At 26.9% G+C, this 23125-nt stretch carries 20 protein-coding genes; 8 read left to right on the forward strand and 12 right to left on the reverse strand.

From position 1 onward, the window contains the following. Positions 1–61 precede the first annotated feature (61 nt). The 5 genes from secF (at position 62) to Bsayi582_RS01215 (ending at position 4186) form a co-directional block, all read left to right on the forward strand. Positions 62–979 carry a protein translocase subunit SecF gene (gene secF / locus Bsayi582_RS01195; protein ID WP_500815985.1) on the forward strand — a complete coding sequence of 306 codons (918 nt, stop codon included), beginning with the start codon at positions 62–64 and terminating at the stop codon, positions 977–979. Between the two features lie 436 nt (positions 980–1415). After that, positions 1416–2546, forward strand: coding sequence for a bifunctional diaminohydroxyphosphoribosylaminopyrimidine deaminase/5-amino-6-(5-phosphoribosylamino)uracil reductase RibD (gene ribD / locus Bsayi582_RS01200; protein ID WP_500815986.1), 1131 nt, complete (start codon positions 1416–1418; stop codon positions 2544–2546). Positions 2547–2657: 111 nt separating this feature from the next. Then, the gene (ribH, locus tag Bsayi582_RS01205) at positions 2658–3131 is read left to right on the forward strand and encodes a 6,7-dimethyl-8-ribityllumazine synthase (RefSeq protein ID WP_500815987.1); all 474 of its coding nucleotides are present in this window, start codon (positions 2658–2660) and stop codon (positions 3129–3131) included. 37 nt (positions 3132–3168) lie between these two features. Further along, entirely contained in the window at positions 3169–3588 is a 420-nt protein-coding gene (gene nusB / locus Bsayi582_RS01210; RefSeq protein ID WP_500815988.1) for a transcription antitermination factor NusB, read from the forward strand. Positions 3589–3703: 115 nt separating this feature from the next. After that, positions 3704–4186: a phosphatidylglycerophosphatase A family protein gene (locus Bsayi582_RS01215; RefSeq protein WP_500816084.1), complete on the forward strand. Its 483-nt coding sequence runs from the start codon at positions 3704–3706 to the stop codon at positions 4184–4186. Between the two features lie 87 nt (positions 4187–4273). On the opposite strand, the gene dxs is transcribed toward Bsayi582_RS01215, so the two are convergent. Continuing rightward, on the reverse strand, positions 4274–6142 hold the full coding sequence (dxs, locus tag Bsayi582_RS01220; RefSeq protein ID WP_500815989.1) for a 1-deoxy-D-xylulose-5-phosphate synthase: 1869 nt from the start codon (positions 6140–6142) through the stop codon (positions 4274–4276). Between the two features lie 32 nt (positions 6143–6174). Next, complete coding sequence (gene ispA / locus Bsayi582_RS01225; protein WP_500815990.1) at positions 6175–7092, reverse strand: (2E,6E)-farnesyl diphosphate synthase; 918 nt, start codon at positions 7090–7092, stop codon at positions 6175–6177. Positions 7093–7400: 308 nt separating this feature from the next. Here ispA and thiI point away from each other — a divergent pair, with 308 nt between their 5' ends. After that, entirely contained in the window at positions 7401–8867 is a 1467-nt protein-coding gene (thiI, locus tag Bsayi582_RS01230) for a tRNA uracil 4-sulfurtransferase ThiI (RefSeq protein WP_500815991.1), read from the forward strand. 287 nt (positions 8868–9154) lie between these two features. Here thiI and Bsayi582_RS01235 read toward each other — a convergent pair whose 3' ends face one another. The 6 genes from Bsayi582_RS01235 to cyoA all read right to left on the reverse strand — a co-directional run bounded on the left by Bsayi582_RS01235 (position 9155) and on the right by cyoA (position 15225). Beyond that, positions 9155–10306, reverse strand: coding sequence for an MFS transporter (locus tag Bsayi582_RS01235; RefSeq protein WP_500815992.1), 1152 nt, complete (start codon positions 10304–10306; stop codon positions 9155–9157). A 227-nt stretch (positions 10307–10533) separates the two neighbouring features. Further along, the gene (gene cyoE, locus Bsayi582_RS01240) at positions 10534–11406 is read right to left on the reverse strand and encodes a heme o synthase (protein ID WP_500815993.1); all 873 of its coding nucleotides are present in this window, start codon (positions 11404–11406) and stop codon (positions 10534–10536) included. A gap of 21 nt (positions 11407–11427) precedes the next feature. Further along, a complete protein-coding gene (gene cyoD, locus Bsayi582_RS01245; RefSeq protein WP_500815994.1) occupies positions 11428–11730 on the reverse strand; it encodes a cytochrome o ubiquinol oxidase subunit IV in 303 nt (100 codons plus the stop codon). A gap of 3 nt (positions 11731–11733) precedes the next feature. Next, positions 11734–12321, reverse strand: a complete 588-nt coding sequence (gene cyoC / locus Bsayi582_RS01250; RefSeq protein WP_500815995.1) for a cytochrome o ubiquinol oxidase subunit III — start codon at positions 12319–12321, stop codon at positions 11734–11736. After that, entirely contained in the window at positions 12293–14260 is a 1968-nt protein-coding gene (cyoB, locus tag Bsayi582_RS01255; RefSeq protein ID WP_500815996.1) for a cytochrome o ubiquinol oxidase subunit I, read from the reverse strand. Before cyoB ends, cyoC begins: the two co-directional genes overlap by 29 nt. A 98-nt stretch (positions 14261–14358) precedes the next feature. After that, entirely contained in the window at positions 14359–15225 is an 867-nt protein-coding gene (gene cyoA, locus Bsayi582_RS01260; RefSeq protein ID WP_500815997.1) for a ubiquinol oxidase subunit II, read from the reverse strand. A gap of 1925 nt (positions 15226–17150) precedes the next feature. Between cyoA and clpP the strand changes: the two genes are divergently transcribed. Both clpP and clpX read left to right on the forward strand, forming a co-directional pair. Next, positions 17151–17777 (forward strand): ATP-dependent Clp endopeptidase proteolytic subunit ClpP, encoded by a 627-nt coding sequence (clpP, locus tag Bsayi582_RS01265; RefSeq protein ID WP_500816085.1) that lies wholly within the window; start codon positions 17151–17153, stop codon positions 17775–17777. 154 nt (positions 17778–17931) lie between these two features. Further along, positions 17932–19215: an ATP-dependent Clp protease ATP-binding subunit ClpX gene (gene clpX / locus Bsayi582_RS01270; protein WP_500815998.1), complete on the forward strand. Its 1284-nt coding sequence runs from the start codon at positions 17932–17934 to the stop codon at positions 19213–19215. Between the two features lie 238 nt (positions 19216–19453). Here the strand turns inward: clpX and Bsayi582_RS01275 are convergent, their stop codons facing one another. The 4 genes from Bsayi582_RS01275 to Bsayi582_RS01290 form a co-directional block, all read right to left on the reverse strand. Next, positions 19454–19693, reverse strand: coding sequence for an oxidative damage protection protein (locus Bsayi582_RS01275; protein ID WP_500815999.1), 240 nt, complete (start codon positions 19691–19693; stop codon positions 19454–19456). 71 nt (positions 19694–19764) lie between these two features. Next, a complete protein-coding gene (gene mutY, locus Bsayi582_RS01280; RefSeq protein ID WP_500816000.1) occupies positions 19765–20814 on the reverse strand; it encodes an A/G-specific adenine glycosylase in 1050 nt (349 codons plus the stop codon). A 1148-nt stretch (positions 20815–21962) separates the two neighbouring features. Further along, positions 21963–22373: a Holliday junction resolvase RuvX gene (gene ruvX / locus Bsayi582_RS01285; RefSeq protein ID WP_500816001.1), complete on the reverse strand. Its 411-nt coding sequence runs from the start codon at positions 22371–22373 to the stop codon at positions 21963–21965. A gap of 20 nt (positions 22374–22393) precedes the next feature. Then, positions 22394–22972 carry a YqgE/AlgH family protein gene (locus tag Bsayi582_RS01290; RefSeq protein ID WP_500816002.1) on the reverse strand — a complete coding sequence of 193 codons (579 nt, stop codon included), beginning with the start codon at positions 22970–22972 and terminating at the stop codon, positions 22394–22396. Positions 22973–23125: the final 153 nt, after the last annotated feature.

Below are 23125 nucleotides of genomic sequence, written 5' to 3' on the forward strand. Positions count from 1 at the left end.
TATAACTATATAATTACAGCAATTTTTGCGATTGAATGCATTAAAATGAGTAATAGTTATTATGAAGGTTTATGATTTTCTCTCATGGAGACGTGTGATATTTTATTTATCAATAATTTTGTGTTTTATTGCATGCGTTACTATGATAATGCGTGGTTTTAATTGGGGGTTAGATTTTACTGGGGGTATGCTGCTTGAAATTACTTTAGAAGAAAATATAGATCTAGTTAACATTCAAAATGTTTTAATTAAATCGGGGCACAAAAAGATTGTAGTGCAATATTCAAATTCTTCTAAAAATATAATGATTAAATTACCACTAGATACAAATGAAAATAAGATCAATCAAAACGTTATAAATAATATTTTACATATTTTACAAGAAAATATAGCACAAAAATTTTTTGTTAAACAAGTAAACTGGATTGGTCCAAGTGTTAGTAATCAATTAATAAATACAGGAATAATAGCTTTGTTGGTTGCTTTAGCGTGTATGTTCATATATATAACATTTCGTTTTGAATGGAGGTTGGCAACTGGAATTGTTGTATCTTTAATGCATGATATAGTAATTATTTTAGGTGTGTTATCTTTGTTTTTCATTGAAGTAGATGCGACTATTATTGCGGCTCTCATGTCAGCAATTGGTTATTCTATAAACGACAAAATTGTTATTTTTGATAGAATTCGAGAAAATTTTTATCGTATATCTGCAGCAAAATCTGTCGATATATTTAATATATCATTAAGTCAAGTACTGAGTAGAACTATTATAACTTCGGTTACAACTATTATGGTATTACTTATATTACTCATTTTTGGAGGTGCTATGTTACAAGGATTTGCAATAACTTTATTGCTTGGTGCCATTATTGGCACAGTATCTTCTATATATATTGCTTCATCTTTGGCATTTAAGCTTGGTACTACACGAAATCATTTTGTAAAAAAAATAAGTCAAATAAATAACTCTTATTAATCAATACGATATTGATCTTAATTCATAAATTTTAATAATATAATAATATAATAATTAATATATTATTAATAATAAGTAATAACATTGTTGTATTCATTAATCATGAATAGTTGTAATTTAATGTATAAAGACTATATGCTCATATTTTTATATAATCTTTTATATTTATTTCAAAATAATATCATTACATTTGCATAATAAATATATAGATTTAATTTTTGATAAATATTAATATAATAATGGTGTATACAATAATATAAATATATCATTAAATTAATAATATAATTTTAATATTTATAATATAATTAAAAGATTAAAATAACATTGTTCTATCGGATTGAAATAAATAGTTGTTATTTTCAATACAAATCATGTATATGTAAATGTATTCAAATTTTACGATTTTGTGATTTTATAATAGATAAAATATATCATCATGCCACATGATAAAATATATTTGACGCGAGCATTGCAATTGGCATGGAAGGGACGGTTTACTACAATGCCTAATCCTAATGTAGGGTGTGTTATTGTTCTTAATAATAAAGTTGTAGGAGAAGGATATCATATGCGAGCTGGAGAGGACCATGCTGAAATACATGCATTACGTATTGCTGGAAATTTATCAAGAGGAGCAACTGCTTATATTACTTTGGAGCCATGTAGTCATTATGGTCGTACTCCTCCTTGTACTACTGCATTGATAAATGCGGGTATTAAACGTGTTGTTGTAGCGATGTTAGATCCGCATTTTTATGCAAAAGGACGTGGTTTATATTTATTACAACAAGCAGGAATTGAAGTACAACATAATAGTATTATGTTATCTGAAGCTGAATCGATAAATAAAGGATTTATTAAGCGTGTACGTACTGGGTTGCCGTGGGTTACATTAAAATTAGCTGCATCTTTAGATGGTAGAACCGCCATGTCTTCTGGAGAAAGTAAATGGATTACCTCTATTCAGTCACGTCAAGATGTGCAACATTTTCGTGCAGAAAGTGATGTTATTCTTTCTACAGCTGGAACTGTTTTAGCGGATGATCCTAAATTAAATGTTCGTTGGACCTGTTTTTCAGAAGATATGAAATATGTTTATGCAAATAATCAAATTAGGCAGCCATTACGAGTGATTGTAGATAGCTCAAATAGAGTGCTTCCAACACATCGTGTTATTCAAAATGAAGGAAAAATTTTACTTGTTCATTTAAAAAAAGATCACCGAAATTGGCCCCCATCCGTAGAACAATTATTATTATCGTCAATGAACTATAATGGTCATCGTTATGTAAATTTAACAGAGCTCATGCAGTATTTAGCATATCGCGAAATTAATAATATTTGGGTGGAAGCAGGGGCTACTTTTTCGGGAGCTCTTTTAGATATTGGATTGGTAGATGAACTTATTTTGTATCAAGCTACAAAATTTTTAGGATCTGATGCACGACCTTTATGCTTATTACCAAATATTAAATGTCTTAACGATATTAAGTCTTTTAAATTAGTGAATATAAAAAATATTGGACCAGATATTCGTTTAACATTAACACCAACAAATGTAATATGACATATTTTTATATGTTAGATTATTTAAATAATCATGTTATAATTTATTTGGTTATAAATATGAAGAGTTAATTTCTGTGATAGTTTAGTTTGAATAATAATAAGGTTTGTTATGAATGTTATTGAAAGCGATACTGTTGTGGCAAATGAGGCTAAGATTGCTATCGCCATTGCTCGATTTAATCGTTTTATTAATAATAATTTACTTGAAGGAGCTCTAGATGTTTTAAAACGAATAGGGCATGTTGAAGACAAGAATATAACTGTAGTTTGGGTTCCAGGAGCTTATGAATTACCGTTAGTCGCACAAGCATTGGCTATTAGTTATAAATATGATGCAATAATAGCTTTAGGAACAATTATTCGTGGATTTACTATGCATTTCGAGTTTATTGCGAAAGAATGTAGTTCTGGACTATCGAATATTTCTATAAACAATACGTTACCTGTTGGGTTTGGATTATTGACTACAGACAGTATTAGCCAAGCTATAGAACGTTCAGGTATTAAATCTAATAATAAAGGATCGGAAGCTGCTTTAGCTGTATTAGAAATGATTAATATATTAAAAATAATTAAAAAATAACTTTCTTATATCTTAAGTTATTTTAAAGGATTATGATGTGAGAATAATTAGCCGAAGACGTGCTCGAGTATGTGCATTACAAGCGTTGTATTCTTGGAAATTATCTAAAAACGATACTCAAGACATAGAACGTTATGTTATAAACGAACAAGATGTGCAAGATTTTAATATTTCTTATTTTCACAAATTATACATTGGAGTAATTAATTATGCTGAAGAACTTGATAAATTGATGATACCATATTTATCTAGAAATTTAGAAAAATTAGGTTATATTGAACATTTAGTTTTACGTATTGCATTGTTTGAGCTTACACACTGTCAAGATATGCCATATAAAGTTGCTATTAATGAAGCTATTGAGCTTGTTAAAATCTTTGGAGCTGAAAAAAGTCATAAGTTTATTAATGGCGTGTTAGATAAAATAACCACGCAGCTCTGTATGAATAAAAAATAATTATGTTATTACGTATAGATAGATATATTGTGTATGAAATAAAAATTAAATTTAAAACGACAATGTTTATTTTTTTTATTAGAAAAGGGTGAATAATTATTATTATATAAATATGATGCACAATAATATTCAATTGTCTAAAAAAATGTGGTATTTGATTGCTACTGGTTTTGGTTTAGGTGAAATTTATTGGATCCCTGTGGGAACTGTAGCATCGTTATTAGCAATACCAATATGGTGGATATTGATATATTTATTTCCTTATCAGTTTTATTTTTTATTCTTAATAATTGGAACAGGATTGGGTATATATGTTTGTGATAAAACTACCAAACTAATTGGAATACATGATCCTAAATTAATCGTTTGGGATGAATTTATTGGTATGTGGTTTACATTAATTGTAATTCCAAGAAATAGTTGGTTTTGGACAATTATTGCATTTGTGCTATTTAGAGTGTTAGATATTATAAAACCTTGGCCAATTTCTTGGTTTGATCGTAAAATAAAAGGTGGATTCGGAATTATTATTGATGATATTTTGGCGAGTTTTGTTGCTGTATGTATAATTTTATTGTTGATGAGTTTGTGTAATTAAAATGTTTGAATGATGTATGTGTTGTATGGCAGTTGGATTATAGAATGACTTAATTAAGTGTCAATATTTGTATTTATACAATATAATTTAATATATCCATTCTGTAATTTTTTTATAAATACCGGTGCTATCTAATCCAAGTTCAGAAAGTATTTCTGATTGTGAACCTTGTGAGATAAAAAAATCGGGCAAACCAATATTTAAAACTGGAATTGATAGTTTATGTTGCATAACAAACTCATTTACTCCACTTCCTGCGCCGCCTACTATTGTATTTTCTTCTAATGTTATAAAAGCTTGATGGGTTTTAGCAAGTGTTAATATTAATATCTTATCTAACGGTTTAACGAATCTCATATCTACTAATGTTGCATTTAACCTATATGCAACATCATAAGCTGATTGCAATAATGTTCCAAAATTAAGGATAGCGATATACTTACCTTGATGCCGTATTATACCTTTACTTAGCGGTAAAGTATATAATGTTGTATTTAAGTTACCAAGAACAGCATGTCCCTTAGGATAACGTACAACGCTAGGTCCATATCTATAACGATACCCTGTATACAACATTAATTTACATTCATATGCGTCACTTGGGGTCATTATTATCATATTGGGAATACAACGTAAATATGATAAATCGAAAGCACCTTGATGAGTTTGTCCGTCTGCTCCAACAATACCTCCTCTATCAACAGCAAATAATACAGGTAAATTTTGAATTGCTACATCATGAATCACTTGATCATATGCACGTTGTAAAAATGTTGAGTAAATAGCAACAACCGGTTTATAACCTGCTATAGCTAGTCCAGCAGCAAATGTTACAGCATGTTGTTCAGCGATCGCGACGTCAAAATATTGTTTAGGGTATTTCTGAGAAAATAAATTCATTCCAGAACCTTCTCTCATAGCAGGTGTAATCCCTATAATTTTATTGTCATAAGCCGCTATCTGACATAGCCAATCTCCAAAAATTGTCGAATAAGTTGTATTTTTAGGATTTTCTATAGGCAATGAGCCGCTTTTTAGATCGAATTTTGGTACTGCATGCCATTTAACAGGATCTTTTTCTGCTGGTTTATAACCAAATCCTTTTTTAGTAATAATATGTAAAAATTGAGGTCCTTTCATATTACGTATGTTTCTTAAAGTACATACTAATTCTAATATATTATGCCCGTTGACAGGTCCAAGATAATTAAAACCAAGTTGCGAAAATAATGAATTTGATGTGTTTAGATTTTTAATTTCATTGTCAATATTTTTAATTAATTTTTCAGTTGAAAAAGTATCAAATAATAATTTTTTATTGTTTGATTCTAAAATAGAATATATGTTTTTTGACAAAACACGATGGGTATGATAATCATTTAATGCACCTACATTTTTTGAAATAGACATTTCATTATCATTTAATATAATTAATAAATCAGGTTTTATAGATCCAGCATGATTCATTGCTTCAAAAGCCATTCCAGCGGTTATTGCCCCATCTCCAATAACACATACTGTGCGACGTCCTAACATTTCTCGTTCTGCAGCTATCGCTAATCCTAGTCCTGCGCTGATAGAAGTAGAAGAATGTCCTACTGACAGGACATCATATTCACTTTCATCGCGACAAGGAAACGGATGTAATCCATTTCGTTTTCTAATACTAAAAATACGTTCACGTCGACCTGTAAGAATTTTATGTGGATATGCTTGATGCCCAACATCCCATATCAAATAATCAAATGGAGTATTATATACATAATGCAATGCTACAGTAAGTTCTATCATACCTAATCCAGATGCAAAATGCCCACTAGATTTACTAACACTATCTAAAAGAAATTGACGTAACTCATTACACAATTTTATTAAATCATTTTCAGATAACTGACGTAATTCTTTAGGAGTATTTATTAAATTTAATATAGAATACTTAATTAAATTATAGTTCATATACAATTTATTTAATAATTATACATGCAATATTAGTTGTGACGTTTTATGATATAATGTGCAAGCGCGGATAAAATTTCAATGTCATAACCTAGTTTTTTAATATATTTTAAATATCTTAATGATTGGTAATACAAATCTTGAGCTTTATTTCGTGCCGTATTTAATCCCAAAATATTTGGATAGGTATTTTTATTATAATATTTTGATCGCGCATGTTTTTTTTTACATTTTTCATTATCATTTAAAATATCTATAATGTCGTCTTGTACTTGAAACGCTAAACCTATAGTCATAGCATAATGATCCAACAGTGTTAATATATTGTTATTTTTATTGCCTGCCGCTAAAGCTCCTATGCGAACGGCAGCGCGAATTAGTGATCCAGTTTTATATTGACATATAGTTTCTAGTTGTGTGGTTGATATATTTTTATTATTATTCTTAGCAATTAAATCTAAAGATTGTCCTAAACATATTCCGTTAGCACCGCTGGCGGAAGCTAACGTAGCAATCATTTTTAAACGATCTTGATGTGTAATAGTTGGAATATGTGCTTCAGAAAGAATAGTAAATGCTAATGTATGTAACGCATCTCCTGCTAAAATCGCAGTGGCTTCGCCAAATTTAATATGACAGGATGGGTATCCTCTACGTAATGAATCATTATCCATAATAGGTAAATCATCATGGATTAAAGAATAAGCATGCATACATTCAATAGCTGCTGCTGGAGCATCAAGATTTGATGGTCTGATGCCAAATAATTTTCCTGTTTGATATACCAAAAAAGGACGTAACCGTTTGCCTCCTAATAAAATACTGTAACGTATCGCTCGTATAAGTAGAGACATATCGTGTTTTAGAAATATACATAGATAACGTTTAATAGCAGCATCCACTTGCTGATGGTTATCATGTAGCTTATTTATAAGATCAGTTGTGGGCATAGTATTTAAATATAACCATAACAAATACAGCCTATATAAACTATATATTTAAAAATAACTATACATATATTATAACATATAATAAGGATATTTTGTGTTATTATTAATCATAGTTATTTCATAATAATATGTAATATTTATAACGTATCTTATGAGGAAAACAAGAAGTACTGATTATAATTTTTATATAATAAAATCTAATATAGATTAATGATGTATTTGAATAATTAATATTTGGATTTATTATAAAAAATTATATATTGTACGTATGTGATAATTGCAGTATGTTTTGAATTTAAAATATTTACATGAAAATAATTGTTAAATTTTCACCAGAAATTACAATAAAAAGTAAATCTGTAAGGATTTTTTTTGTAAAAGTTCTTATTACAAATATTAAAACTATTTTTAAAAAAAATAATGAGTCAATTTTAATTATAAGATATTGGGATTATCTTGAAATAAGATCTAATAATACTTTGAAAATATGTACTATATTAATTAATATTCCTGGCATTCATCATGTTTTATTAGTAAAAGAAAATATGTTCAATTCTTTACACGATATTTATGAAAAAACCATATTTAGTCTTAGTTATCATAACATGCAATTATCAAAGAAAACTTTTTGCGTACGAGTCAAGCGTAATGGGAAACACTATTTTACTTCTCAAGAAGCTGAACGTTATATAGGGGGTAAGTTGTGTCAAAATATAAATGATGTTGCAGTTAATTTGACAAGACCTGATAAAATTATATTTTTAGAAATTAAAGACAATAAGTTTTTTATAATTTTAAAACGTTACGAAGGATTAGGTGGGTTACCAATAGGTACGCAGCAAGAACTTTTATCATTAATTTCGGGAGGATTTGATTCGACTGTAGCTAGTTACATGTTAATACGTCGGGGATGTAAAGTTCACTATTGTTTTTTTAATTTCGGTGGAGTTACACATTCTATTGAAGTATGCAAAGTAATACATTATCTTTGGGAAAACTTTAGTAGTTCTCATAAAGTGAAATTTGTTTCTATTGATTTTTCAGAAGTAATTAAAGAAATTATTTCTAAAATAAAGGATAACACAATAGGAATAGTTTTAAAACGGATGATGATACGTGCCGCATCATTAATAGCAACTCGATGGAAAATTTCTGCATTGATAACAGGAGAAGTATTAGGACAGGTATCTAGTCAAACTTTGAATAATTTAACTATCATTGATAAAGTATCTGATTATACAATACTGCGTCCTTTAATTTCTTATGATAAAGAAAAGATTGTTAATTTAGCTCGAAAAATAGGTACGGAAATACTTTCAAAGAAAGTTCCAGAATATTGTTCAATAGTATCAAAAAAATCCACTACGAATACAACAAAACAAAGTGTTGAGTTTGAGGAAAATAATTTTGATTTTTCTATATTAGATCGTATAGTATCTAAATCTTACATAATAGATGTACAAAACATTCCTAGCCAAATAATAAATCAACATTTTTTTGAGATAGAAACTAAACAAGTATTGAATCATAATGATGTAATATTGGATATACGTACTGAATCTGAACAATTAAAAAATCCTCTGCATCTGACGACTGATATAGAAATAAAAAAGATACCTTTTTATCAATTAATCGATCAATTTTCTAAATTGGATCCAAATAAGATATATTTATTATATTGTGATCATGGCATAATGAGTCGATTACAGGCGACGCATTTGTACAAACAAGGTTTTCATAATGTGAAGATCTATCGACCAATTTGTAAATTGTGATCGTAACGAATGTATTTTTAAGATTTTAAGAAGATATTTTAATTTTATAATGCGAATAATCATTTAATTAATAATTATATTTCTTAAAATATTGGATTTATTATTTATAGTATTATAATACTATCTTTTTAAATGATTTAAAACATCAAAACCAGTTTTTAATTAATGATATTCTAGATCAGGATGATATAATTTTTGATAATTTCATTTTAAAGAGAGAATTATAATATATTCTATATTCGGGTAAATATAAAAATTTTTATATTTATTATAATCAATTTAACGTATTATTTACTTAGTATGACGCATAATATAGATGTAATTAAAGCAAAACATAATACTAACCATATTCCTTGTATTTCTAGTAAGAAACCACCTAAAATACCTCCAAATCCTATACCTAAAAATTGCCCAATAGAATAAATACTCATGGTGGTTCCTTTATATTTTTTGGGTGATTCTTTACTTATTAAAGTAGGTAGTATGGTTTCTATTAAGTTAAATGCTACAAAAAATAATTGTATACCACATAAAAATACTCGGTAATGATATATGTTTGTCAACATAATTAGTTCAGATATAAATAAAACATGCATACAAATAGTCAGTGTTTTTTTTATATTATCCTGATCTTCAAAATAAATAATATATGTTAATATTACTAATGCGGATATTAACATAACAATACTATAAATTTTCCAATGCATATTAGGAGCGAAGCCTAAGTTTATCATTGCTTTAGGCAAAGCAATGAAATTTAATATTAATATAGTATGTATGTAGAATATACTAATGTTTAATTTTATTAATTGTAAATGAGTTAAAATTTGTTTAACATTATTGAATGTGATATCAAAATTTTTGTTATTTTTTATAAAATTAGAATGATTTGGAGCTAATATGACATGAGCTAGTGCTATAGCTATTATAGTTAATATAGTAATGCTGTGAAACAGACCATGTAATCCAAGTATATCAGCGATGATTGGACCACAAATCATAGAAATGGCAAAAGTTATACCGAATCCCGTTCCAACTAAAGCCATAGCTTTTGTTTTATTCTGTTCTTGAACCGATTCTAATAATAGCGCTATAAGTGAACTACCAATAGCTCCTGTTCCCTGTAATGCACGCCCGATTATAAGTCCCCAAATATTATTAGTAATAGCTGCTATTTCACTACCAAGAGCAAACAAAATTAATCCTGCTATGATAACAGGTTTATGGCCAATTTTGTCAGACATTAATCCAAAAGGTAATTGAAATACTACTTGTATTACACCATATATTCCAATAGCGATACCTATTAGATGTCCGTTTGATCCTTGTAAAGAAACAGCATGAATGGTTAAAACAGGTAGAATCATAAATATTCCTGACATACGGAGTGCTAATATTATACTTACTCCTAGTGTGGTATGTAGTTCTTTTTTAGTCATTTTAATTTTATTTTATGTAATGAAAATTTTGATTATAAAATACTCAAATATATTTGCATATACGAATATTAAAAAATAAAAGTTTGTAAAACGAATAAAAATTTAATGTTTGTTATCGTTTTAAAATAATGTACATGACGAGCTTAGTATATTTTAATTCTCTATTGGATAATTGAAGATAAGAGTCAATAATATTGAATATAACATTTACTTCAATGAATAAATGTTTATATAGAAAATAAGATAAAATCTAAAGATAAAAATAAATTTATAGATACTATGGCGACAATAGAAAGTAAAAACATTTTTTTTGCCCACAAATTATCGTTATTAATTGGTTTATGGCCACATAGCCCAATACATAACCACCATAAATTTATAATGCTAATTACAATCAAAAATACATAACTAGTATATCCCATGATAGTGAACAATATAGTTGATATAATATATCCAATAATATAAAAAATTATATGATTTTTGGTTAACTCTGTTCCCTTTTTGATGGGAAAAGTTGGAATTGAAGCTATTTTGTAGTCATTGAATCGTAATATAGCAATAGAATAAGAATGTGGAATTTGCCATAAACTAAAAATCATTAATAATAATACAGCTCCCATATCAAAATTATTTGTAACAGCACAATAACCAATGACCGGTGGCATTGCTCCTGATATACTACCTACGATTGTACTATAAATAGATTTGCGTTTCATCCATAAACTATACACGCCAACATATATAAACATACCTGTTGCTGCTAAATATATTAGCAATGGTTTTTTTGTAAAACTTAAACATAAAAATCCAAATACACTTAAAGTCACTGCATATAGTATACTTTGATTTAGAAAAGTGTCGCTATGTTGTGCTAATACTCTATTTTTGGTTCTTTCCATAATGGCGTCGATATCTCTATCAATAATATTATTTAATATACAGCTAGCAGCTACAACCAGCGATATTCCTATGATTGTATTGATAAATATAGAATAATATATGTGTTCTTGTGATGCTATTAAAAAACCTCCTATAGATGACATTATATTACTGAGGACAATCCTTGGTTTTATTAAGTAAAAATAATATTTAATTATCATATCTAAAATAGATTGTTTTGTTTAAATCATCAAATTATGATGAAGATGTGTCATAATCCATATACTACCTAATACAAAAATAATAACTATAAATATTGTAAATATTAAAGATATTAAATTCCATAGTTGACGAGATATGCTTACTAAATGTAAAAAGAAAATTAAATGAACAAAAATTTGAATGATCGCACAAGATATAATTATTATTGTTGATATTTTTTTGCTTATTACATCATGTATAACTACATAGAATGGAATAATTGTTAAAATTACAGATAATACAAATCCAAATAAGTATGAATTACATGTATAACCATGTTTCATTAATTATAATACTCCCATTAAATATACTTCAGTGAATACACAGATCCATATAATATCAAGAAAATGCCAAAATATACTTAAACATTGTAATCGAATATGATTGGTAGGTGTTAGTCCTTGATGCGTAATATGTAAAATCATTACTATTATCCAGATAAGACCTGCAATTACATGCAGTCCATGTGTTCCTACTAAGGTGAAAAAAGAAGAAAAAAACGCATTTTGACATGGACTATATCCTGATTTAAGTAAATGATAAAATTCATAAATCTCCATATTAATAAAACATAATCCTAATAAAAAAGTTATTCCCATCCAAGTATTTATCTGTTTGATATTATTTGTTTTTGAATATATTGTAACTTTTCCGTAAGCTAGACTACTTAATAATAAACAACAAGTTTCTATAAACACAAAAGATAATTTAAAAGTATCTTTACCTAATGAAAAATATGCTGTGTTGTTAATTAATACTGAATATGTTGCAAATAAACTGGCAAACAAAACACAATCACTCATTATATATAACCAAAAACCAAATGTTATTTTTGTATTTGTATCATTATGTTGATGCATTGTTGGTGTGCTCAATTTCTTTAATTTTATTTGGTGATACATAGTATTCTGTATCATCATGGAATGTATGAATAACCCAAGTTGCTATTGTTCCTAATACACCTAAAATAACAAGCCACCATATATACCAAATCATACCAAATCCAAATGCTAAACTAAAAAAAGACATCAAAATACCAGAATGAGTATTTTTAGGCATATGTATAGGTTGGTATTGATCGGTATAAGAACAAATATTTCTGTTGTTTTGTACGTACCAAAAAACGTCATGATCGTTGTCTATGATGGGAGTAACTGCAAAATTATAAAATGGTGGCGGAGAAGTAGTAGCCCATTCCAAAGTAGATCCATTCCATGGATTTCCGCTTAAATCTTTATATTTATTACGGTTTAAAATACTGACTGTTATTTGTATACATTGACACATAATACCTAACCCAATTAATATAGTACCTATTGAGGCCATAATTAACATTGGTGAAAATATTGGATCAATATTTTGACTTAATCGACGAGTCATTCCCATAAATCCTAAAATATATAATGGCATAAATGCTATGTAAAATCCAATAATCCAAAACCAAAAAGCTCGTTTTCCCCATTTTTCATTTAAAGTGTAGCCAAAGGCTTTAGGAAACCAATAGGTAACTCCAGCAAAACAACCAAATAATACACCTCCAATGATGACATTATGAAAATGAGCTACTAAAAATAAACTATTGTGTAATATAAAATCAGCTCCAGGTACAGCTAACAATACACCGGTCATTCCTCCTATGGAAAACGTAATGATGAATCCAATAGTCCATAACATAGGAGAAATCAAGATAATTTTTCCGCGACACATAGTAAACAACCAATTAAAAACCTTGACTCCAGTTGGAATAGCTATCACCATAGTCATGATGCCAAAAAAAGCATTAACATTAGCTCCTGCTCCCATAGTAAAAAAATGGTGCAACCATACGCAGAAAGATAACACGGTAATAGCAACAGTTGCCCATACCAATGAAGTGTATCCAAATAGCTTTTTTTGAGAAAAGGTAGAAACAACTTCTGAAAATACACCAAATGCAGGCAATACTAAAATATATACTTCTGGATGTCCCCATGCCCAAAACAAATTGACATACATCATCATATTTCCGCCGAAATCATTGGTGAAAAAATGAGTTCCAAGATAACGATCTAAAGTTAATAATGCAATAGTAGCAGTTAATATTGGAAAAGCTACAATAATTAAAGTATTTGTACATAACGCAGTCCAAGTAAAAACTGGCATTTTCATCATTGATAGCCCTGGAGCTCGCATGTATAAAATTGTGGTGAATAAATTTATACCAGTTAGAGTTGTACCTATTCCGGAGATCTGTATGCTCCATATCCAGTAATCAACACCAACATCAGGGCTATATTCTTTGCTTGATAATGGTGGGTATGCAGCCCATCCTGTTTGAGCAAATTCTCCTATCCCTAAAGAAAGGTTTATTAAAATCACGCCTACCATGAACAACCAAAAACTTAAGGAATTTAAGAAAGGAAAAGCAACATCTCTTGCTCCGATTTGTAATGGAACTACTAAATTCATTAATCCTATTACAAACGGAGTTGCCATAAATATAATCATGATTACGCCGTGCGCGGTAATTACTTGGTTATAATGATGAGCCGAAAGAAATTCATGTGCTCCAGAAGAAGATAAAACTTGTTGTGTTCTCATCATAATAGCATCAGCAAAACCACGTATGAACATAATACATGATATTATAATATACATTATCCCAATTTTTTTATGATCTACAGAAGTAAACCATTCATTCCAAAGATATTCCCATTTTTTATAATAAGTAATGGTACCAATAAGCATTACTCCAATAAAAAAAATTATGATTATTGTAAACATAATAATTGGATCTTCGTATGGAATAGAATGTGTTTTTAATTTTCCAAACATTATCTTTGTTATCCTTATGCATTCATAGTATTGTTAAAAATATACCAATTTTATATTTTGAATATAGTTTCAATTAAACATTAAAAATATCTTGCCTATCAGTGTGTAAATTTATTAATGACGTTGTCAAACAAATCAGGTTGTACATTAGAAAAATATATTACTGGGTGGCATTTACTAGGTTGTGCTAATTTTTCATAAACTGACATGTTATTAATTTGATAGGATGATTTTTTAATTTCTTGTATCCACTGATCAAATTCAATTTTAGTTTTTGTAGCAATCGCAGTAAATTTCATTCCAGAAAAACCCTGACCGCTAAAATTTGATGAAATACCTTTATATTGCCCTGCTTCGTTGGCTATTAAATGTAATTCTGTGCGCATTCCAGCCATTGCATAAATTTGTCCTCCTAACTGAGGAATAAAAAAAGAATTCATAACCGAATTAGAAGTTACATTAAATTTTATTGGCACATATGCAGGAAAAACAACTTCATTAATAGTTGCGATATTTTGTTCGGGATAAATAAAAAGCCATTTCCAATCTAACGAGACAACGTCAATGACTATTGGTTGTTCAAAAGAAGATGAGATGGGTTTTTTAGGATCTAATTTATGAGTAGATTTCCACGTTACAGTTCCTAATAAAATAATTATTAAAATTGGTATGGACCATATTATATATTCTATTTTTTTAGAATGAATCCAATTGGGATCATATTTTGTGTGGTTAGGATTTGATGCTCGATATTTTATGGTAAAAAATATTGTCATTGTAATTACTGGTATTACTATAGTAAGCATTAATATAAATGCTATTAGTATTAATGAACGCTCTTCTATTCCAATTTGTCCTTTGGGATTTAATAAAACTAAATTGCTGCATCCATTTAATATTATTATGAGACTACATAGTAATAATGGCATATATATATTTTTGTATTTGTTTATATTGAATTTCATGTGGCACGCCTTATTTATATATAGGCATGATGTCTATAATCTTTTATCATTCTAAATTAAGTCAATATTAATGTAAATAAATTTATATACAGATACAAATTTATTTACATTAATATTGAAATAAATTTTAGATTTATGATATCAATATAAAAATTAAATAATTTAAGTATTCGAAATAATTGACTGAAATATTCATATTGTAAATTTGCAATTAGTTTTTAATCATTTCTTTATTAGTTTATTTAAAAATTAATTAAGGTAAGATTTTGTTTATCTGGGTAGTTGTTTATTCTAACAAAATAGTATTTTAATACTAATGGCATAATACTTTTAAAAATTTAGTATACGGATAAATTTTAAGAAATATCAATTATTTATTAAATATGATTTTTACATAAAATATATATATGAATATAATTTGTGTATGTTATATTTATTCTGTAACAGACAGACATGCTTTATTTTTTGATCTATAAAATCTAAAAGGTATTTATTAAATAAATGTCAGTCAAGGAACTAGCTCAAAATCAATGAAATTTAATTTCATTGATTTCATAGTAAAAAGAAATACATTTAAATTAATAATCTTACCATATTATAGTATATGGTTTTTTATAATGATACTAGAATTTTTATATTCACTATTATAGCAAAAATATATTTAAATATAAATTGATGAAGATTAAATAATATTATGATTTGAAAAATCATTTATAAAGAAAATCACTAAAATGATATTGGTATGAGTAAAACTATACGTAGTGGCTTATTATATAAATTAATAAAAATAATATTACTCTAATTAATGTTGGAGATTACATGTTTTGAACATTAGTATGATAATGAATAGTGATAATAAATTTTTTTTAGTTTAGAAGAAGATACTTAAATATAATACGAGGAAAGAATATCTTGATTATAAATGTTGATGTTTTAAAATGATCATTATTTAGAACATCTTAAAATGAAATATGTAACTTTTATTGTAATTTGATATAAGTAGGATCCTAAAATCTAAAACACTAGATCTAATTTCCATTTAAAAATTTCAATTCATGTGAAAACAAATAAGTGTAAATTTGCACAAAAATCTGAAAGCTCATTGCATATTATAATAAATAATATTTTTAGATGATATATTGCGTGCTCAAAGAGTAAATAATAAATGGTATGTTGTATTTTGACGACGTTAAGTGTCTTACATGAATAAAACTATGGGTTTATTAATAGTTTTGAATGATAATTAAAAGAGTGTATATAATACAGATAAAAAAATTAAAGTAAAGTCATTATATGGTTTTTATTTATTAAAAAATTTGATTTCGGATTTCAATTTGAGCGTTATGTATAAGTAGCGTTGTTATGTACACGTAACATTAACCAATTAAATTTAATACTGATTAAATTCCTACTTTAATCATTATTAATCATTATGTTAAATATATTTCCATATGATTTTTTTATAAAAAATAACTTAATTTATATATATATTAATGAGTTAATATGTTCTAATTATATCAATATTTATTAAAACATGGGTTATAGAATATTCCAATTTGAAAAACCAGTACTTTATTTTCTTTAAATTTATAACATTAAATCAGTAAATTAAACATTACTAGTTGACAATATTTTGCATTATATTTCATATAATATATACTAATAGTTTAGTATATGTAGTATAACAAAATATTAATAATAAATATTATTTAGTATAAAATGAGTGAATATAATTTTTTATCATGATCTTTTAATATTTTATAATTAAGAATTATCTAAGAACTGTAACTCAAAATGATGTTTATAATTAAGAATAATGTGATTATTAAATTTCAGCTTGAAATTTATAACAGACTGTATTGTATCTAAATTTTAAGAATATGTTATATAACATACATAATAACAGGAAGAATATGACGTATACTATGCAATATTCAAATAATTTTAAAACACTTGATTATCATCGTATGATAGTGATTCCAACAGTGATAGAACAAAGTATTCGTGGTGATCGCGTATACGATATTTTTTCTTTATTACTAAAAGAAAGAATTATTTTTATGACAGGAATGATAGAAGATAATATAGCTAATTTAGTTGTTGCTCAAATGATGTTTTTAGAGTCGGAGAATTCAGAAAAAGACATTCATTTGTATATTAATTCTCCAGGAGGATTAATTACTGCAGGAATGTCAATATATGACACTATGCAATTTATTAAACCTGATGTCAGTACATTTTGCATGGGACAGGCTGCATCTATGAGTGCGTTTTTATTAGCTTCTGGTACTAAAGGCAAACGATTTTGTTTGCCAAATGCTAGAATTATGATTCATCAACCGTTAGGATGTTTTCAAGGACAAGCTACTGACATTGCTATTCACACTCAAGAAATATTAAAAATTAAAAATAATATGAATGAACTTATGGCAAAACATACAGGGCAATCCATTGAGATAATAAATAAAGACACTGAACGAGATTGTTTTTTATCTGCTAATGAGGCTATGAATTATGGGTTAGTAGATTGTGTATTATCTCAACGAGTATAAAGTTTTATATGTAGTGGTAATTAGTTGTCGTTTGAATTGCATTATTCTTATTCTTAAGTTTCATTTACAAGAATAAGTTATTATTTAAATTTTAATTAATTCATGGGTCGTTTTTTTATTTTTATTGAAACAGTAAAGAAAGGATAATTCAGTTGTGAATGATAATCATAAAGAAAATGCTAAAAATACGTTGTATTGTTCGTTTTGCGGAAAAGATCAAAATCAAGTATTAAAGTTGATTGCCGGATTATCAGCTCATATTTGTGATACATGTGTTAGTTTTTGTGAGTATGTAATTCATCAGGAACTTAAAGAAAAAATAGTAAGTGAAAAATTACTTAAATTTCCTACACCTTATGAAATTAAAAATCATTTAGATGATTATGTTGTTGGACAAGAACATACTAAGAAAGTACTCGCAGTCGCAGTATACAATCATTACAAACGTTTACGTAACGAAAATATTTATATAAAAAACAGTAATAATATAAATTTATTTAAAAGTAATATTTTATTAGTCGGCCCTACAGGTAGTGGTAAAACATTATTAGCAGAAACATTGGCTCGTTTTCTTAACGTACCATTTGCTATATCAGATGCTACTACGTTAACGGAAGCTGGGTATGTAGGAGAAGACGTGGAAAACGTTGTACAAAAACTGTTACAGCGATGTAATTATGACATTAAGAAAGCACAACAAGGTATTATTTATATCGATGAAATAGACAAAATTTCTAGAAAATCAGAAAATCCTTCTATTACTCGAGATGTTTCAGGAGAAGGAGTACAGCAAGCTTTATTAAAATTAATTGAAGGAACTATAACTGCAGTACCGCCACAAGGGGGTCGTAAACATCCACAGCAAGAATTTGTACAGGTGGATACTACTAATATTCTTTTTATTTGTGGAGGTGCTTTTTTTGGTTTAGATAAAATTATACAACAACGTACTATCGGTAAACGTACAATTGGATTTTGTGTGGTAGAAGATCACGATACATCAAAACGTATAAAACGTTCATTATTAAGACAAATTGAGCCGGAAGATTTAATTAAATTTGGTCTTATTCCAGAATTTGTTGGTCGGCTTCCTATAATTTCTGTTTTAGATGAATTAGGTGAGCAAGAGTTAATTAAAATTTTAAAAGAACCAAAAAATGCATTGATAAGACAATATCAAATACTATTCCATATGGACGGAGTGAAATTAGAATTTTTAGAAACAGCATTGGTTGCTATTGCTAAAAATGCTATGAAAAGAAAAATTGGAGCACGTGGACTTAGAGCTATTTTAGAGGATATATTACTAAATACAATGTACGAGTTACCTTCCCAAAATAACATAGATCGAGTAGTGATTGATGAATCAGTGGTATTTGGAAATTCAAAACCATTACTAATACGCGGTAACCACAAATCAGATTATAATATTGAGTAAAATTTCAGTGAATTGTGTTGTTATTATGATTAAAAATTTTAGGATAGATAATATATATATATATTAATTTAAATTATAAAGTCTACAGTAATTTTGAATATAAAATTTAAAAAAAAGAATATACAAAAAAAAGACTATTTAATTATTATCGTGTAATTATTCTTTTATTATTAAATAATAATTATAACTATATGATCAAATAATCGGTTCTGTTTTGTTTATTAATTAAATATTTTTATCAAAAAATTTTTCCAAACAAAAAAAGTTGCATTTCTTTTTCCAGTATTGTTCTGTCGGATATATTCATCATATTTAGTTTGTTTTCATTTATTAAAATAGTCTGTTTGTTTTTCCATTTAGTCCATGCTTCTTTAGAGATATACTCATAAATATGTTTTCCTAATACCCCCGGATAACATGGCATATCTAATCCTTTAGCGTATTTTTTTAAATATACACAATAAATTATTCTAGACATTATTAAAATTCTCTTATTATAAGGATATTAAAAATTTAAATCTTTAAAATTATATGATTACTATATTATATTTATAATTTTTGTAATATTGTAGAAATTGGTTTAGGTAATCCAATATGTGGAGGATTAATTAAATCATACCAGATACCATCTTTCTTATAATTTAATTTTTTGTTTGTGCTAATCAGTATTGGTTTAATTTCTAAATCAATATTACTTAATTTATGTTTTAAAACGGGTAGATTTACATATTGATTCTTATGGATATTGTAATGTAATAACCATATATTTAACATATCAAGATTAGAAAATTCAGGGCAACAAAATAATCCTTCCCATATTTTTTGATGTAATCGTTTTTCAAGCCATATCATTTTTTCTTTTTGATATTGTAATAATAGTAGTAATAACCAAATGGTTTTTTTTAATAATTTTTTTTGAGGTTTTTTCTTTGGATATTTATTAACATTTTGAGTCACAAAAGCTTGGCAATTTCTTTGAAGAGGACAAGTATTACAAATTGGACGCGTATTAGTACATATCAAACGACCAAGGTTCATCATAGCTTGATTAAATGCTGCTACTTCCGTCGTAGGGAGTAGTTGTGTAATTAAAGACCATAATTTATTATTGATTTTAGATTTTTCTCTTGATAAAGAATAATCAAGAGCATAATACCTAATTAGTATTCGCTTTATATTACCATCAAGAATAGGATAACGTTGATTTAATGTTAAAGATAGTATAGCACCTGCAGTAGATTTACCTATGCCAGGCAAAGAAACAAGAATATTAAAATCTTTTGGAAAACTCCCGTAATAATGGTTTACGATAATTTTAGCTGTTTTATGTAAATTTCTAGCTCGAGCATAATATCCTAATCCGCTCCATAAGAATAATACTTCATCTAATTCTGCTGTTGCTAATTGTATAACTGTTGGAAATTTTGAAATAAATCGCTCATAGTAGTGAATTACGGTTTTTACTTGAGTTTGTTGTAACATAATTTCAGACAACCATATTGTATACATCGTTTTATTTGATTGCCATGGTAAGTTCTGTATTTTGACATTCTGATACCAAAGTAATATTTTTCTTGAAAAAATAAAATTTTGAGTCATTATATAGTAAATAGTATTGTATTGTATTGAGTTAGTTTGTTTTAAATAAAATTTAAACGTTTTGTGTATTTAGATGACATATGTGGAAAATATTTCAACAATTTTATTGTAATAAATATACCATATAGTGGTAATTAGTCTAATTTTATAAATAGAACATAAATTTTATGGATTAAAAATAAAAGCATAATTTACGATTAAATAGCAATTTGTAGATGTTTGTTTTTTTTACAAATGTAATAGTGTTAACATTTATTTAATCAAAACCATTGTCAATTAATCTAATACAACATAATTGTGCTTATATGTAAAATACATGTTGTTATGTTCATTATATCAAAGCTTTTTGTAAAAGCTAGTTTACTTTTTTATTATTAATTTTTTTGTTAATAACGAATGTTATTATATATATATATATAAAATCTTTTAATAGAATTAAATGTATGTGATTTATGTTTAATTAATAATATAAAGTATTTAATTTAAGGGTTTTATTCTTTTTATAACACTGTTTATTTTATAAAATAACGTTGATCTGCACAAGGTTTTGTAAATATTTTTAGATATTGATTATTTAATTAATAAATTTATCTAAAATATTTCAAAATTATTAAAATCAATAAGTTATATTTTATAATTCTATCAATCTTGTTAGATATATAAAATGAATAATTAAAATTTTAAAATCCTATATTAATCGTTTTTATAAATCAATGTATTTATTTAGATTTGTAAGATATAGTTGATTTCGAGATAAGATCTCATGTCAAATGATTATTGTTTTTAGTATAATATTATAATATGCTTATTTTTATAACTTCAATAAATAAGACATCTTGAAAACAATAAAATAATATTACTATTATTTTCAGTAAATCTTATATGCAAAATAAGATTTTTTAATAACTATTTATATTTTATATGTATTTAGATAAATCTAATGCGATCTATGTAAAATGAATTATTTTTTATTTTCGTATATTATCGTCTCATCTTGTAATATTACTAAAAATCTTTTAAAATACGATGATAAAAAATAAATTTTTATATTTTATTATTTTGCTATAGAATATTTCTAATAGAATTCTAATCATTATCATGATAGTAATTTAATATTTTATAATAAATAACATTTAATGTTTTTAAATTTAATTATTATTTAGCCAACTTTTTAAAATAATTCCAGCTGCGAGTGCATTAATATTAATATTTTTACAATTTCTCAAACGAGAATAATACAAGTATTTAGAAAAACAATCTACTCGTGCTTCAATTGTACTAAAACGTTCATCATGCATTTTTACTGTAATACGAAATCGATTTTTCAATTGTGTTGCAAATCTTTTTGCTAGAACGGTAATAGGTTGTTCATTTCCATCTGCTTTTAAAGGTAATCCTACTATCAATATTCCTGGTTGCCATGCATTATAAATGTTTTTTATATGATTCCAATCAGGAACTCCAGATTTTGATTGTAGTACAGTAAGAGGTCGTACTGTACGAGTTAATTTTTGACCAATAGCTACTCCTATATTTTTGATACCGAAATCAAACCCCATGATTATATCCATATTAATTTTCACGCATGACCTGTTTGACCGGTAATGCTACAAATATCAATACCTAATATTTTTGCAGCTGCACGCCAACGAGCAATAATGGGAGTGTGAAATAAAATTGTTTCATTAGCTGGAACAGTAAGCCACGTATTTTCCATCAATTCGTGTTCTAATTGACCTCTAGACCAGCCGGAGTATCCAAGAGCTACCAATATATCTTTTGGTTGATTAGGTGTACCCAAAGTTTCTAAAATATCCTTAGATGTAGTAATCATAGCATTCGAAGAAATGTTTACACTAGATCCAAAACCTTTTTTAGGAGTGTGTAAAATAAAACCTCGATCATCTAATAATGGTCCTCCAGAAAACACTGGATTGTCCAATCGAATAGATGGATCTCGAGGAGAAACAACCTTTAGATTTTTTAATATAGTTTCTATTGTACATCGTTCAACCGGTTTATTAATTACAATGCCCATTGCACCTGAATCGTTATGTTCACAAATATATACTACCGATTGTTTGAATAATGGATCTTGTAGTGTAGGCATAGCAATTAAAAAATAATTTTGTAAATTTGTTATTTCGTGTGTTAGCATAAATCACTCTACAAATGCTTTTGTTAAACATGTGAGATTAAAATGATTGTTAGTTTTTTTTAAAAAAACAGTTTATGGTTTCACTAAAAATTAGTTTATTGGTTTTATACTATATGACTTATCATTCAGTTAGTGCAAGTATTAAAATAATTT

The sequence above is a fragment of the Candidatus Blochmannia sayi (nom. nud.) genome (genome assembly GCF_059935855.1).